General features: G+C 73.5%; 11 protein-coding genes. 4 read left to right on the forward strand and 7 right to left on the reverse strand.

Annotated elements, in window-relative coordinates; translation table 11 throughout:
• Positions 1-108: 108 nt before the first annotated feature.
• The 4 genes from OG875_RS13405 to OG875_RS13420 form a co-directional block, all read right to left on the reverse strand.
• On the reverse strand, positions 109-3,021 hold the full coding sequence (locus OG875_RS13405) for a hypothetical protein (RefSeq protein WP_330174445.1): 2,913 nt from the start codon (positions 3,019-3,021) through the stop codon (positions 109-111).
• Positions 3,022-4,857 carry an HSP90 family protein gene (locus OG875_RS13410; protein WP_330177736.1) on the reverse strand — a complete coding sequence of 612 codons (1,836 nt, stop codon included), beginning with the start codon at positions 4,855-4,857 and terminating at the stop codon, positions 3,022-3,024.
• A gap of 258 nt (positions 4,858-5,115) precedes the next feature.
• Positions 5,116-6,066 carry a hypothetical protein gene (locus OG875_RS13415; RefSeq protein ID WP_330174446.1) on the reverse strand — a complete coding sequence of 317 codons (951 nt, stop codon included), beginning with the start codon at positions 6,064-6,066 and terminating at the stop codon, positions 5,116-5,118.
• A gap of 230 nt (positions 6,067-6,296) precedes the next feature.
• Complete coding sequence (locus tag OG875_RS13420; RefSeq protein ID WP_330174447.1) at positions 6,297-6,869, reverse strand: flavoprotein; 573 nt, start codon at positions 6,867-6,869, stop codon at positions 6,297-6,299.
• A 109-nt stretch (positions 6,870-6,978) separates the two neighbouring features.
• Between OG875_RS13420 and OG875_RS13425 the strand changes: the two genes are divergently transcribed.
• Positions 6,979-7,155: a hypothetical protein gene (locus OG875_RS13425; protein WP_330174448.1), complete on the forward strand. Its 177-nt coding sequence runs from the start codon at positions 6,979-6,981 to the stop codon at positions 7,153-7,155.
• A gap of 141 nt (positions 7,156-7,296) precedes the next feature.
• On the opposite strand, the gene OG875_RS13430 is transcribed toward OG875_RS13425, so the two are convergent.
• Positions 7,297-8,430: a serine hydrolase domain-containing protein gene (locus OG875_RS13430; RefSeq protein WP_330177737.1), complete on the reverse strand. Its 1,134-nt coding sequence runs from the start codon at positions 8,428-8,430 to the stop codon at positions 7,297-7,299.
• Between the two features lie 460 nt (positions 8,431-8,890).
• On the opposite strand from OG875_RS13430, the gene OG875_RS13435 reads away from it, so the two are divergent.
• Together OG875_RS13435 and OG875_RS13440 are read left to right on the forward strand one after the other, a co-directional pair.
• Positions 8,891-9,538, forward strand: coding sequence for a TetR/AcrR family transcriptional regulator (locus OG875_RS13435; protein ID WP_330174449.1), 648 nt, complete (start codon positions 8,891-8,893; stop codon positions 9,536-9,538).
• 31 nt (positions 9,539-9,569) lie between these two features.
• Positions 9,570-11,387, forward strand: coding sequence for a S9 family peptidase (locus OG875_RS13440; protein ID WP_330174450.1), 1,818 nt, complete (start codon positions 9,570-9,572; stop codon positions 11,385-11,387).
• Between the two features lie 263 nt (positions 11,388-11,650).
• Here OG875_RS13440 and OG875_RS13445 read toward each other — a convergent pair whose 3' ends face one another.
• A complete protein-coding gene (locus OG875_RS13445; RefSeq protein ID WP_330174451.1) occupies positions 11,651-12,838 on the reverse strand; it encodes a hypothetical protein in 1,188 nt (395 codons plus the stop codon).
• A gap of 290 nt (positions 12,839-13,128) precedes the next feature.
• On the opposite strand from OG875_RS13445, the gene OG875_RS13450 reads away from it, so the two are divergent.
• Positions 13,129-13,884 carry an SURF1 family protein gene (locus tag OG875_RS13450; RefSeq protein ID WP_330174452.1) on the forward strand — a complete coding sequence of 252 codons (756 nt, stop codon included), beginning with the start codon at positions 13,129-13,131 and terminating at the stop codon, positions 13,882-13,884.
• 124 nt (positions 13,885-14,008) lie between these two features.
• Here the strand turns inward: OG875_RS13450 and OG875_RS13455 are convergent, their stop codons facing one another.
• Positions 14,009-15,052, reverse strand: a complete 1,044-nt coding sequence (locus OG875_RS13455) for a DUF4232 domain-containing protein (RefSeq protein WP_330174453.1) — start codon at positions 15,050-15,052, stop codon at positions 14,009-14,011.
• Positions 15,053-15,177 lie beyond the last annotated feature (125 nt).

Raw genomic sequence — 15,177 nt, forward strand, 5'->3', positions numbered from 1 at the left:
ATAAAGTCAGTGCCACACTCCTCTTCGGGGTCGTTGGGTTCTGGGCCGCCGGGCTCGGGATGAAGGGCTTCCGGGCCGCCGGGGGTTTCCCCCGGCGGCCGGTGGGTGTCAGTTCGCCGCGGCGGGCGTGCTCAGCTCGTCGCGGAGGTTGGTGAGGACGTGGGCCGCGTGCGGGAGGTCCGCCTTCTCGCAGCGGGTGATGGCCGTGTTCAGCCTCTTCACCGCCGCCTCGCGGGCGTCGAGACCGTTCGCCTCGATCAGGGCCGCCACCCGGGTCGCCTCCGCGCGCGGTGTCTCGGCCTGCTCGCCGCCCGCGTCGTACGCGGTGATCGCCCGTTCCATCTCGGTCAGCGCCTCGGCGAAGCGCGTCGCCGCCGCCAGGGCGCGGGCGCGCTGGTAGGAGGTGGAGCCCGACTCGTACCAGTGGACGAAGCCCTCCGTGTCCTCGGCGACCCCGGTGCGGATCTCGTCGGCGTCCGCGAGATGGGCCAGTGCCCGGTCGATGCCGTCGGCGCCTTCGGACGCGACGGTCAGGGAGGCGAGTTCGCGGGCCGTTTCGGTGATCAGACACGCCTGGGCCGGGTCGCCGGACGCGCGGTGGGCGGTCAGCGCGTCGTCGTACGCGGTGCGGGCCGCGTCCCAGCGGTCGGCGCGGGCCAGCGCGACGGCCGACTCGGCGGTGACCAGGGTGTACGTGGACGTGTCGTCGTCCCAGGACGCGACCGTCTCGGCCAGCCGGACGAACTGGTCGGCCGACGCCTGGTGTTCCTCCAGTTCCCGCAGGCCCCGCGCCAGGTTGAGCCGTATCTGCGCGAGGAGCCGTTCGTCGAGGCCGGCCGAGGCGTCGTCCAGGACCAGGGACTCCAGGATCGCCACGGCGTCCGCCGGCTGTCCCGACTTCCCCAGGACGTCGGCGAGTTGGAGCCGTACCTCGGCCGCCCCGCCGTCGTCGCCGTCCCGGTCGAACCGCGCCGCCGCCTCCGACAGATGCCGTACGGCACCGGCCCGGTCCCCGGCGTGCGACAGGGCGTGCCCCAGCAGCATGTGGCTGAAGCCCACCGGGAACGACCCGTCGTCGTACCGCGCGGCCCCCGCGAGAGCCCCCCGCAGCGAGTCCACCGCCTCCTCGGGCTTGTCCAGTTGAAGCAGGAGCTGCCCCAACTGGGCCTCCAGCCGCGGCTTCCGCCACGGCCGGCCGCTCGCGTCGAGGACGTCCAGCGCGGCGCGCAGCCCGGCGACCGCCTCGTCCGGGTCACCGGTGCGGGCCGTGAGGTCGGCGATGTACATACGGACGCTGACCGTCAGGTACGGGGCTTCCAGCCGGACGCTCTCCGACAGCGCGGCCTCCGTCGCCGCCCGGAACCTCGCCCGCGTCTCCGGGGATATGTCGGGCAGTTGGGCCTCGGCCTCCGCGTGGGCGGCGTAGGCCCGGCTCTGGAGAACCGTGAAGTACTTCTCCGTCACGAGCGGAATCCCGCCCGCCAGCAGTCTCTCCGCGTCGCCCAGCATGGCGTCCAGTGCCGACCAGGACGGGGGGTCGCCGCCCTTGTCCGCCGGGCGCCAGGCGTTCGCGCCGACCCGGGACCGCGCCGCCAGGGCGTGCCACGGCAGGCCGGCCTCGTTCTCGAAGAGGTCGGCGGCCTCGGTGAGGGCGGCGTCGCCCTCGTCCCACCGTTCCTCCTCGTACGCGGCGAAGCCCCGCTGCTCGGCGAGTTCGGCCCGCAGCCGTGCCTCGTCGCCCAGCGCCGGGTCGTGGACATGGCCCTCGGCGGCGGCGCGTTCCGCGATCCGCTCCCACAGGGCGGTGTCGCCGGGGTGGCCCTCGGCCGCCATCCGCCGTGCCTCGGTGACGAGTTCGGCGAAGTCGTCCGGCAGCGAACGGGAGGTGACGGGGGCGGGAGCCGGCGCGGAGGCCGTCGGCGTACGCAGTCCCAGCGGCAGCGGCTCCGCCACCAGCGGGGCCCGGCCGACCCGTTCGCGCCGCCGGTCGCCCACGGCCGTGGTGCCGTTGCGCGCGTCGAAGGCCGCCACCAGGGTGTCCGCCTCGGCGCCGACGTGCGCCAGCAGGCTCTCCGCCGTCCAGCCGCGTCCGAGCGGCCCCGCGACGACCGTGTCCGGGTGCCCGTCCGCGACCAGCCGGGTCAGCAGCACCTCGACGCCGACGAGGAAACCGAGCAGCGCGAGCGGCGCCCCGGTCGTCCCGAACAGCGCGCGGTTCTCGGCGAGGATCTCCAGACCCCGGCCCTCGTTGCGGGACAGCGCGGCGAACTCGACGTGCAGGCCGACCTCTTCGGCCATGCCGTTCTTGCCCCGGGCGAAGCGGTAGCCCGTCAGGTGGTACGAACGGGCCTCGTCGGCGCGGCCGAGGCCCAGCAGCGGCAGCAGCGCGTACGCCTGGCTGAGGTACGGCTCCTCCGCGCAGCTCTGCCCGCCGTCCAGGACCGGCTGCCAGGTGTCCAGCGCCCGCCGCTCGTCACCCGTCCGTACGTGGTGCAGCGCCCGGTACCGGGTCTCGCACGCCTCGCAGTCGCTGAGCCGTTCGCGCGGCCGGGTCACCCACAGGTCGTACGCGGACCGCTCGTCCGTCCCGGTGTGCGCGGCGATCCGGTGGCGCATGGCGGCCACCGGCTGCATCCCGTGCCCGGCCTCCCGGTAGCGCTCGCGCATCTGGTCCGTCCAGCCCCGGATCGCGGACAGCGGGACGTCCGGCACCTGGAGCAGTGACGTCGTGACCCACTTGAACTGCCACAGGACCTGCCGCGCCTCCCACTCGTTGAACGCGTCGGGCGCCGTGTCCCGCAGCTTCAGCAGACGGGCGAAGACGACCGGCGCCTTGCGGTGCTCGCCGGAGTACTCGTACGCCGACATCAGCTCCAGCAGGGCCGTCACGAGAAGGTCGGGCTTCTCGAACTGCGCGGCGGCGTCGACCAGTTCCTCGGCCGTGACGTTGCGGTGCGGTCCGTACGGGCGGTCGTTGTTCTCGCGCAGCGCGTCGAGGACGGCCTCCGGGGTCTCCAGCATTTACCGCTCCTTCCGGGGCTCGGACGTGGTGCCCTCGTCGTGCATGGCGTGGGTGAGCAGGCCCATGAAGGCCCGGTTGAGCAGGGCGCTCTCGGCGGCGCGCAGCGGGCGGCGGGTCATCAGCAGGGCCTGCCCGTAGAGCGCCTCTGCGGTGGTGACGGCCAGTCCGCGTTCGGTGATCGTCGCGGCCCGGCGCACCAGCGGGTTGAGGTGGTTGAGGACCAACTGGGCGCGCGGGGTCTCGGTCCGCAGCGAGCCGAGGATCTCGGCCCACAGCCCGTCGCTCTCCTGGGCCAGGTCGGCGCGGGTGCGCTCGTGGCGGGCCTCGCGGTTGTCCAGGAGCAGCGCGGGCGCGGTGACCGGGTGGAAGCTGCGCAGGACGACGTCGCAGTCGTACGCGCCGATCACCTCGCGCGCGACGGTGAGGAACGACGAGGCGGCCAGTTCGGCGGACGGGTCGACCGAGTCCAGGTGCGCGGTGACGGTCGCCGGGTCCAGGTCGGTGACGGTGGTGCCGGGCCGGATCTCGGGGAGCCGGTGGACCAGGTCCCGGTCGTAGGTGTAGCCGCCGTTGACGACACCGAGGCCCGCCGCCGCGGCGATCGGCGCGACCTGCCGGAACTCCTCGACACTGCGGGCGACCAGGATCGTGGGGTGGGCGCGGGCGAACTCCTCCAGCGTGACGTTGCCGTCGGTGGTCTCGAACGGCAGCCAGGGCAGCAGCATCCGCAGCAGCGCGTCGTCGTAGCGGGCCAGCGCCTTGACGGCGAGGTGGTGGGTGTCGATGAACCGGTGCAGCAGCGTGGGGTCGCTGGCGGCGAGCCCGGTGAGCCAGTCGCGGATACGGGCGCCGAGCGCGTCCCGGACGGCGGCCAGCGTCTCGTCCTCGTACAGCGCCTCGCGGGAGGCGGTCGGCCGCAGGCTGGTGGTGTCCACGACGCAGCGGACGAAGAACGCCCATTCCGGGAGCAGTTCGGCGGCGCGGTCGGAGAGCAGCATGCCCTTGAGGTGGACGCGGTGGCCCGCGCGCTCGGAGGGGCTGACGGCCGTGGGCAGGACGTACGCCACCCCGCGCAGACCCGCCACCGGCAGGTCCAGGTCGATGGTGTCGAGCGGGGTGAACCCGAAGGTCGTACGGCAGTGTTCGGCCAGCGCGTCGCGGCGGGCGAGCGGGGAGCCGTGGCGGCGCTCCCAGGGCGGGGCGTCGTTGACGCGGTCGCTGTCGCCCCGGGGGCCGACGACGGCGACCTCGTACGGCAGCAGGCCGCCGTAGTGCCGTGCCAGGGCGGTGACCCGGTCGGGGCGGGTCCACTCGGTGCCGTCGGCGCGGGGGGTGAGCCGGACGGTGGTGCCGGGCTCGGGGTGTTCGTGGGAGGGCAGCGTACGGATGGTGTAGCGGCCGTCCGAGTGGCCGCGCCATTCGACCACGGCCGCGTCGGGGGCGGCGGCGGACCGGCTGACGACGGTGATCTCGTCGGCGACGACGAAGCAGGCCAGCAGGCCGATGCCGAACTGGCCGATGAAGTCGCCGCGCGCCGCTTCGAGTTCGCCTTCGGCGGCGCGCTTGGAGCTGCGGCCGATGGTGGCGAGGAAGGTGTGCACGTCGGCCTCGGACAGGCCGATGCCGGTGTCGGTCACGGTGAGCGTGTCACCGGTCCGGACGGTGATGGAGGCCGGGGCGCCGGGGAACCGGGCCTGGCGGGCGGTGATCGCGTCGGTGGCGTTCTGGAGCAGCTCGCGGAGGTAGACGCGCGGGCTGGAGTAGAGGTGGTGGGAGAGCAGGTCCACGAGGCCGCGCAGGTCGACCTGGAAGGTGTGGGACGAGGCGGGGGAGATCCCGGATGTCGGGGAGTCGGGGTCGGAGTCGGGGCTGGGGCGGGAGTTGGGCACCTGAAGGGCTTCCTTGGCGGGCGAGTGCGCGGGCGAGGGCGTACGACGGGAAGGCGGGAAGTGGGTGGGGAGCCTTGCGGGCTCGGGGGCGGGGGCGGGGCGGGGAGCGGGGTCGGGCTCGGCGGCGGGTCGGCGCGGGGGTCCGGGGCCGGGGAGCCTTGCCGGCTCAAGCTCCGGCGCGTGGCGTCGGCCGAACGGGACGGCTCAGCCGCCGGCCCTGTCGCGCCACGTGCGGAACGCCTTCACCGGTTCGCTGTTGACGTACTGCCAGGGGAACTCGGTCACCCGTCCTTCGAGGACCTTGAAGACGTCCGCGGCCGCCTTCTCCTGACCGGCCAGCGAGAACGCCATGGCGAAGACGTTGTGCTGCTGGATCCAGCCCGGCCCGCGCTCGTACGCGGCGTGGAACACGGATCGACGCGCGGCCTCGTGCAGTTGCGCGGCCACATCGGGGTCGCGGATGTACTCCGCGTCCGGTCCGCTGTCGAGGTCCAGCCAGTGCTCCAGATGCGCGAGGGCGACGAGCACGCCGAGCGCCCCGCCCTCGGAGTCCTTCAGCATCGAGGTACGGGCGAACTCGTGCATCTCCTCGTGCGAGCCGCCCCACTTGGCGCACACCTGCTGCAACTGCTGCTCGTACGCCCACACATGCCCGGGACACCGGTGGACCGCCGCCTCGAAACGGTGCCGGGCGGCCTCGTGGCCGACCTCCAGGCCGCGCCCGCAGATCTGCAACTGGAACCAGGGCGTGGCCCAGTCCGGTTCGCGCTCCGCCGCCTCGTACAACTGCTCCTCGGCGAGCCGCAGTCGCTCGTGGAAGGTCGCGAACTGCTCCTTCGACACGTGCTTCGCCCGCGCGGCGGTTCGTGCCTCCCACGCCCAACTGACCCCGCGCGTGCCCGAGACGAGCAGCGCGAGCGCCGGGTCGCGTTCCGCCTCGATCACCTCCGGGAGCCACTCCTCGGTCCCGGCCACGTCGGTCACGCCCTGGAGCAGCGCCGTACGCTCCAGCCCGTCCGGTACGCCGGTCAACAGCTCCCGCATCGCGGGCCAGTCCCGCCGCTCGGCGGCGGCGCGCATCCGCGCGGCCTCCGGATTCCAACCGTCCGCGTCCACCCGCGGCGCGGGTCTGGTGAAACGCCGGAACAAGCTCATGACGGCCCCCTCATACGTGACACGTACCGGCCCCCCCAGGGCAACGGACGCAGATCCACTTCACCGTGAAGTGATCATTCTGTGAAGTAAGTATCACGTGGCACTGACAGAGCACCAAGAACCCCCTGGTCCGGGCCCTTCACCCGGTGGTCGCCGAGTCGGCCGCGTCAGTCGTGTCGGCCGCGTCGGCCGCGTCGGTCGTGTCGGCCGCGTCGGTCGCGTCGGTCGCGTCAGTCCGCGATGCCGGCCTCCGCCGCGTCCAGGATCGCCCGCCACGGGAGTTCACGGGGCGGCGGGTTCGCGTCCGGCTCCTGGAGGGGCCAGAGTTCGGGACCCTCGATCAGCCGGACCCCGGCCAGGCGGAGCTGGGCGAGGTGGGCCGGCCAGGCCGGGTGGCGGGCGTGGGCGGCGTTGACGTGCGGGAAGACGATCACCGGGAGGCCGGGGGTACCGAGGGCTTCCACGAGGTGGGTGAGGGCCTGGTTGTCGGCGATGCCCAGGGCGAGTTTGGCCACCGTGTTGGCGGTGGCGGGGGCCGCGACGTAACAGGTCACCGGCGGGTGCGGGCGGGGCTCGGAGGGCAGGCGCGGCCGGTCGCGTACCGGAAGACCGGTCAGGGTCTCCAGTCGGTCCCACTCGCCGCTCGCCCGGAACCACTGTCCGGCGGTCGGGGTGAGGGTCACCGCCACCTGCCAGCCACGGGCGAGGGCCGGTTCGACCAGGCCGGTGCGGAGGTCCGCCGCCCCGCCGGCCGCCGAGGCCACGACTCCCAGCACGCCCCGGGGCGTACGCGCTTCGCTCATCCGCACAGTCTGGCAGGGATGACGGGGCAGTTCCGGGGCACACGGTCGGCAACGTCACAACCACCGCCATTCCGGGCGGGGTTGGCCGTCCCATGGCAGGAGATAGCAAATGCTGGCAATAGCGGCGGCAGTGGTCTTTTTCATCGCGTTCATCCTTCACGCGACCGAAACGTCCACCGAGCTGATCTTCGGTACGACCAGTCTCACCCTGGTCGGTTTCATCCTGGTCGCCCTGCACCTCGGCGGTGTCGGGTCCGGCTGGCAGACACGCGGGCGGCGGCGCTGACCCGTACCCGCGCCCAGGCGCCGACCGGCCGTCACGGCTTATTACCCCGCTCACCCCACGCGCGCGTCGGTCCCCGCGCCGCGTCATGGCCGCGCCGCGTACCGCTCCGCGCGCGCGTACCGTCCCGCGCCGTGAGCCGTCCTACGCCGCGTACCGCCAGAAGTCGCGCAGCAGCGTCGACGGCACCGGGCCCGCCGCCTCCACCTGCGTGAGCAGGATGGTCACCTGACCCGTGGACGGGGTCAGGTGGGCGGCCGTACCGGTGCCGCCGACCCACCCGTAGCGGCCGGGCACGTTCCACGGGTCGACCGCACGCACATCCACCGATCCGCCGAAGCCCCAGCCCTGCCCCTCCAGGAACAGCGTGCTCGCCTCGCGCTGCGGCCGGGTGAGGTGATCCGTGGTCATCCTCCTTACGGAGGCGGGCGTCAGCAGCGCCCGGTCGCCGGCCCGGCCGTCCGCGAGCAGCATCCGGGCGAAGGCGTACCAGTCGTCCACGGTCGACACCAGACCGCCCGCGCCGGACGGGAACGGGGGCACCGTGCTCCACTGCCCGTCGGGCGCGTCGACCTCTTCGAGGCCGCCCGACGGGTCCGTACGGTAGTAGTACGGCACCCGGTCGCGTTTGCCGTCCGGCACCGCGAACCCGGTGTCCACCATGCCGAGCGGCGTGAACAGCCGCTCCGCCAGGAACTCCGGCAGCCCCTGGCCCGCGACCCGCGCGATCAGCACCCCCAGGATGTCCGACCCGATGTTGTACAGCCATGCCTCGCCCGGCTGGTGCAGCATCGGGATACGGGACAGGGCTGCCATCCACGCGTCCGGCTCCGGGACGTGCTGCGGCTGCGGCGGCCCCTGCTTCAGGTCACCGAACAGCGGCGCCACGGCGGGCAGCGAGAAGTCGGACGGGAAGCCGTGCCCGGAGCGGAAGGTGAGCAGGTCGAGGACCGTGATCGGCCGGACGGCCGGGACGACGTCGTCCAGCGGACCGGCCGGGGTCCGTACGACCATCGGGGAGGCCAGTTCGGGCAGCCACGCGCCGACGGGGTCGTCGAGCCGGATACGGCCGTCGTCGACCAGCATCATGACCGCCGCGGCGACGACCGGCTTGCTGATCGAGGCGAGCCGGAAGATCGAGTCCCTGGTCAGCGGCGTGACCCCGGCGGCGTCGGCCGAGCCGACCTCCGCGACCTCGATCCGGTCGCCCCGCGCGACCATGGCCACGGCGCCGGGCAGGGGACCCTGCCGGACATGCCCGGCGAGCAGATCACGCAGACCCGACGAACCCGACGAACCCGATGAACCCGACGGATCTGCTGAACTCGACGAGCTCGACGGACTCGGTGAACTCCGTGAACCCGACCGACCCGACGGACTCGACGGACTCGACGGACCGGGCTCGTTCGGCCGATTCAGCGGATTCGGCGCGTCGGTCGCTCCCATGCGGACCACCTTCCAGTTCGAAGCCGTTGCCCGGCCCTCGGTACCGAGGTTTTCGGTACTCGGTCCTCGTTACTGAAGGGGAGACCTCTTAAGAAGGCCGGACTCATCGGTACGGTCGCACGTCCGCGACCGCGGACGTCCGACCGCCGCCAACCTCCGACCACCGGCGATGTCCGACCGCCGCCAACCTCCGACCACCGGCGATGTCCGACCGCCGCCGACCGCCGACCACCGCCGGTGTCCCCCGACGCGAGCAATGACCGCACGGTCGTTCGGTTAGTACACTCGGCGTGTGACAGCTTCGAGCACCGACGGACGCATCGCGCGCGGGAACCAGACGCGCCAACTGATCCTGAAGCACACCGTCCGTATCGCCTCGGTCGAGGGGCTCGGGGGCCTGTCGCTCGGCCGGCTGGCCGCTGAGCTGGAGCTGAGCAAGAGCGGGGTGTTCGCGCTGTTCGGCTCGAAGGAGGAGCTTCAGCTGGCCACCGTGCGTGCCGCCGCCGAGGTGTACGCCGACCACGTCGTACGGCCCGTCCGGGACATGCCCCCCGGGCTCGCCCGCGTCCGGCGGCTGTGCGACGGATGGCTCGACTACTCCCGGAGCCGGGTCTTCCCCGGCGGCTGCTTCTTCCACTCGGTCGCCGCCGAGTACGACGCCCGCCGGGGCAGGGTCCACGACGCGGTCGCGCGGGAGCGCCGTGACTGGGTCGCGTTCGTCCGGGGGACCGTCGAGGACGCCCGGGGAGCGGGTGAGATCGCGCCGGACACCGACGTCGCGCAGCTCACCTTCGAACTCATCTCGCTCCTCGAAGGCGCCGACGCCGAGTCCGTCCTGCACGACGACTTCAGCTGTTACGCCAGGGCCGCGCGGGCCGTCCTCGACCGGCTGCGGGCCGTCGCGACCGATCCGGCACTGCTGCCGCCCGCACCCCCCTGACGGCACGCGCCGAAGCAGCAGAATGGGGGCCATGACTGAGAACAACGACAGCCGGACACCGGCCCCCGACGCGGCCTTCGACGCGGCCCCCGACTGGGAGAAGCGCTTCCGCGCTCCCCGCGTCTCGCTCCCCGACTGGGCCGAGGACGCGCCCGACCGCTCGCTGTTCGTGTCCAACGCGACGGGCACGTACGAGCTGTACGCCTGGGACCGTGCCACCGGCACCACACGGCAGGTCACCGACCGCCCGAACGGCACCATGGACGGCGCGCTGACCCCCGACGGCCGGTGGATCTGGTGGTTCAGCGACACCGACGGCGACGAGTTCGGCGTCTGGCAGCGGCAGCCCTTCGAGGGCGGCCCGGACGAGCCCGCCGCGCCCGGGATCGACCCCGCGTACCCCGGCGGACTCGCACTCGGCCGCGACGGGACGGCCGTCGTCGGCTGCTCCACCGACGAGGACGGCTCCACGATCCATGTCCTGCCGCCCGGCGGCGCCCCCGTCGAGATCTACCGGCACCGCGAGTCAGCCGGGGTCGGTGACCTGTCGCACGACGGCACGCTCATCGCCGTCGAGCACACCGAGCACGGCGACGCGATGCACTCCGCGCTGCGCGTGGTCCGCCTCGACGGCACCCCGGTCGCCGACCTGGACGACACGAAGGGCGGCGAGGTCGAACTCGGCCTGTCCGTCCTCGGGTTCGCGCCCGTCGACGGCGACACCCGCCTCCTCGTCGGCCACCAGCGGAGCGGTCGCTGGGAGCCGATCGTCTGGGACGTGGTCTCCGGCGAGGAGACCGAGCTGGCGATCGACCTGCCCGGCGACGTGTCCGCCGAGTGGTATCCGGACGGGTCCGCGCTGCTGATCGTGCACGGCTTCGAGGCGCGCAGCGAGCTGTGGCGCTACGACCTCGCCACGCACGCGCTGACCGCCGTCGAGACGCCCGCCGGAACGGTGTCGGACGCGACGGCCAGGCCCGACGGCTCGGTGGAGTACCTGTGGTCGTCGGCGGCCCGCCCGCCCGTGGTGCGCTCCACCTCGGGCCGGGTGGTCCTCGACCCGCCCGGCGCGACCGCGCCCGCCTCCGTGCCGGTGGCCGACGTGTGGGTGGAGGGCCCCGGCGGCCGGATCCACGCACTGGTCCAGCGGCCGGCGGGCGAGGGCCCGTTCCCGACGGTGTTCGAGATCCACGGCGGCCCGACCGCCCACGACCGGGACTCCTTCGCGGCGGGGCCGGCGGCCTGGGTGGACCACGGTTACGCCGTCGTACGGGTCAACTACCGCGGCTCCACCGGCTACGGCCGCGCCTGGACCGACGCCCTGAAGCACCGCGTCGGCCTGATCGAACTGGAGGACATCGACGCCGTACGCGACTGGGCCGTCACCTCGGGCCTCGCCGACCCGGCGAAGCTCGTGCTCTCCGGCGGCTCGTGGGGCGGGTATCTGACCCTGCTCGGCCTCGGCACCCGGCCGGACGCGTGGGCGGTGGGGCTGGCGGCCGTACCGGTCGCCGACTACGTCACCGCGTACCACGACGAGATGGAGGCCCTGAAGTCCATGGACCGCACCCTGCTCGGCGGGACGCCGGAGGAGGTGCCGGAGCGGTACGAGGCGTCCTCCCCGCTGACGTACGTGGACGCCGTACGCGCCCCGGTCTACCTCTCGGCCGGGGTGAACGACCCGCGCTGCCCGATCCAGCAGGTGGAGAACTACGTCGACCGCCTGGCCGCACGCGGCGCGCCCCACGAGGTCTACCGCTACGACGCGGGCCACGGGTCCCTGGTGGTCGAGGAGCGCATCAAGCAGGTCCGCCTGGAACTGGACTTCGCGCGGCGGCATCTGGCGTAGTGGCTCGCGGGGAGCGGAGGCGGGTTCGCCAGGGGGCCGGGGGCGGGTTCGCGTACGCAGGGCCCCTCGGCCGCCCCGGTCCGTCGGGCTCCTCGGCCGCCCGGTCCATCGGGCCCACCCGGTCCACCCGGTCCGCCGGGCCCCGGCCACCCGCTCCGCCCCGGTCCGTGAGGTCCGCCAAGTCCGCCCCGGTCCGTCGGGTCCCTCGGCCACCCCGGTCCCGTCGGGCCCTTCGGCCGCCCCGGTCCATCGGGCTCACCCGGTCAGGCAGGTTTCTCCTGGTCCGGGGCCGGGGCGGGAGCGGCCCGGCCGCCGGGTCCCGGGGCCCGTACCGGGCGGGCCCTCCGGACCGTGGCCTCGCGGATGGAGCCGTAGAAGCGCTCGCCGTAGTAGTTCCAGGGCAGCGCGTTCCGGTAGCCGTCCACCAGCTGGAACTGCTCCAGTGCCGCGTCGTACCGGCCCTGCCGGAACAGGAAGTACGCGAGCAGATGGCGCAGTTCGGCCAGTCGCGGGTGGTCGGGCGGGGCAGCCGCCGCGTCGGCGAGGGCGGTGTCGACGAGCGCCGTCAGCTCGGGGCTCCGGTACACCGACGCCTTCACGTCGTCACCGAGGCGGGCCTCGAACCACGCGATGAGCGGGAACGCCGACATGAGGCTTCCCGGCGGCGCGTCCGCCGCCGCGCGAGCCGCGAACACCCGGGCCAGCTCGTCGGACCCCCGCCATTTCGCGCACCAGTACTGAAGGGCGCTGAAGTGCGCCTCGTAGTGGCGCGGGGCGCGGGCCGTCAGTTCCGCCCACAGCCGGTCCATCTCCGCGTGCGGGTAGCCGAGGCCGAGCGCCGTCCATATCTCGGTGATGTACGGCGTCGGATCGCTCGGGTTCAGGGCGGCGGCCCGCGCGATGTCCTGGCGTGAGCGGACCAGCGTCCGGTGGAAGCCGTCGACCTGCTGCCTGCTGGTGCGCGGCGCGCTGGGGTTCAGATCGCTGCGTGACGCGGCGGGGTCACCGCGCAGGTGCCACGCCAGTCCCACCGTGGCGCGCGCCCGGACGACCGCCGCGTCGGGGTCGTCGTGACGTGTCCTCTCCCACGCGGCGAGCCAGCCGTCGTCCGTGGCCGCGGCACCGCCGAGGATCTTCGCGTACAGCGAGCGGCGTTCCCAGTCGGCGCCCGTCTCCGCGAGGAGTTCGGCGGCCGGTCGCCAGTCACCGGAGCGGGCCGCCGTGAGCGCGGCCGACAGTTCGGGCGGCGGGGGCGCGGCGAACTCGTCGTTGAGCCGGGCGGCCGGCACTAAATCGAGTCCGGAGGAACGCAGCGGGGACTGTCCGGGATCGTCGGCGGCGATCACCGAGCCGTGACGGCGCGCCCTGAACCGGAGGAAGACGAAGAGGCAGAGGAAGAGGAAGAGGAAGAGGCAGACCGCGCCCACGATCAAGGGGAGATACCGAAGCATGGGGACCTCTCGGCGTCGATACGAGGGGACGCGCGTCCACCGGACGACTTCCTCCCCCGACAGCTGGCCACGCCCCCGACGAGGGAGGGCACGGCGAAGAACAGGACGGTGTGAGGGGAAGCTGACGGTGGGGGGTAAGGGGAGTATCCCCCTCCGTGCGTCGGCGACGCAATCGATCTTCGGCGCGTGCGGGAGTGGGACGCCGGGCGGGGCGCCAAGGTCCGGGCCGAGGCCGGGCCGGGGACCAACCCGCTCCCCGGCCCCGGGTGGGCGGCGCTTACCGTAGAGGGGTGTACCGGTTCCTGCTGACGCCCCGATGGTGGGGCATCAATGCCTTCGTCCTGCTCGCCATCCCCTTCTGCGTGTTCATGGGGACCTGGCAGCTCGGCCGTTTCGAGGACCGCGTCGAGTCGCACCGCAGCGCGCAGGACGCGCCCGATCCGGGTGAGCGGGCCGCGCGGCCGATCGCGGGGCTGCTGCCGGTCGATCAGGAGACCTCGGGCCGGCCCGCGACGGCGAGCGGTACGTACGCCGATCAACTCATCGTCCCGAACCGGGAGTTGGACAAGAAGCGCGGCTCGTACGTGCTGGCCCTGCTGCGTACCGCCGACGGCCGCGCGCTGCCCGTCGTACGCGGCTGGCTGCCGGCCGGCGCGGCAGTGCCTCCCGCTCCGACGGGCGAGGTCACCGTCACCGGCGCGCTCCAGGCGCCGGAGAACGCGGGCACCGACGGCGCGGACACCCGTGGCGGGCTGCCCGGCGGCCAGGTCGGCATCATCAGCGGGGCGTCGCTGGTCAACCTCGTGCCGTACGACGTGTACGACGCGTGGATCACGGTCATCGAGCCGGACACCCCCGGGCTGACACCCGTACCGGCGCGGGCGCCGCAGGGCAGCGGACTGGACCTGAAGGCGTTCCAGAACCTCGGCTACACGGGCGAGTGGTTCGTCTTCGTCGCCTTCGTGCTCTTCATGTGGTATCGGCTGTTCCGGCGCGAGACCGAGGCGGTACGGGACCGTGCGCTGGGCCTGGAGACGGCGGCGTGATCCCGTAGCCGACGGCCCGATCCCGTGGACGAGGGTGCGAACCCGAACGCCCCGGTCCCGGTCCCCGTCCGAGTTCCCGGCGTCGCCTCGGCCGGGATCACGACGCTCGCCCGGCCGGTGGGGGCTACGTCGCTTCCAGCACGCCCGTCCGGTAGATCGTCCCCGCGCACGCGTCGTCGATCGTCGTCGTCGCCGACTCCGTCGAGCCGGACTCCGGGACGTGCACGACCTCGATGCTGCCGTCCTCGGGCCCGTCGTCCCTGCCGAGCTGCGGCGCCGTCTCCTCCGGAGAGGACTCGGGGCCCTTCGTCACCCCGCCCGGCTCACCCTCGGTGGGTGTGGGGTTCGGCGACGGCTCGTCGGTCGGGCAGGTGTCGGTCGGCACCCAGGCGAACATCACCTCGTACGACCCGGAGGGCGGCAGGACCAGGCTCTCCGTCTCCAGCGAGGGGTCGGGCAGACCCGTCGCGGGGTCGCCCGAAGTGTGGTTCAGCACTTCGATCTTGGTGGGGTCGGCGGCTCCGACGGCCAGGAAGTCGACCGATCCGTGGCCGCTGACCGCGCAGTCGCTGCCGGAGTTGTTGGAGATACGGAACCTGCCGTACACCGTCCCGTTCGCCTGCGGTTCGCCCGACTCGGCCGAGCTGACGACCAGTTGGGCCGCCTGGCACACCGCGGCGGCCTGGGTGGAGCTGCTCTGCGGGTCGCCGCCGAGGCCGCCCGACGTACCGCCCGTGCCCTTGCCGACGCCCGCCTCGGGCGTGTTCTCGTCGGCCACGCCGCCCTGTCCGTTGTCCGTCGTGTCCGAGGGGGAGGCTCCGCCCCCGTCATCGCCGGTTGGGCCACTGTCCGAGCCGGTGCCGCCCTGGACCTGCTCGCCGTGGCCCACGTTGAAAGACGTGTCGTCCGAGGTGCCGCCCGTACTGGCCACGTGCACGAAGGCGGGCACGGCCGTCCCCATCAGCAGCGCCGCCGCCGCGACGCCGACGAGGGCCTGGCGCTTGCGGGCACGCCGCGCGGGAACCGCCCGACGCAGATGGTCGAGGGCTCCGGTGGAGGGCTTGATCTCCTGGACGGCGCCGTGCAGGAGCAGCCGCAGGGCCTGTTCGTCGGCGAGACCGTCCCCGCCACCGCCGCCACCGCCGGGTCCTCCGAGGCCGAGGAGCACGGCGAGAGGCTCGGGTTCGGGCCGCGGCTGTCGCCGGGACCGGGTCATGTGGTCGTCCGACGGTGCCGTCGTACGTGGCGAGTCGGCGGCAGCCGCCGCGGCGGCCACGCCCGTCGCATCCAAGG

The sequence above is a fragment of the Streptomyces sp. NBC_01498 genome (genome assembly GCF_036327775.1).
Taxonomy (GTDB): Bacteria; Actinomycetota; Actinomycetes; order Streptomycetales; family Streptomycetaceae; genus Streptomyces.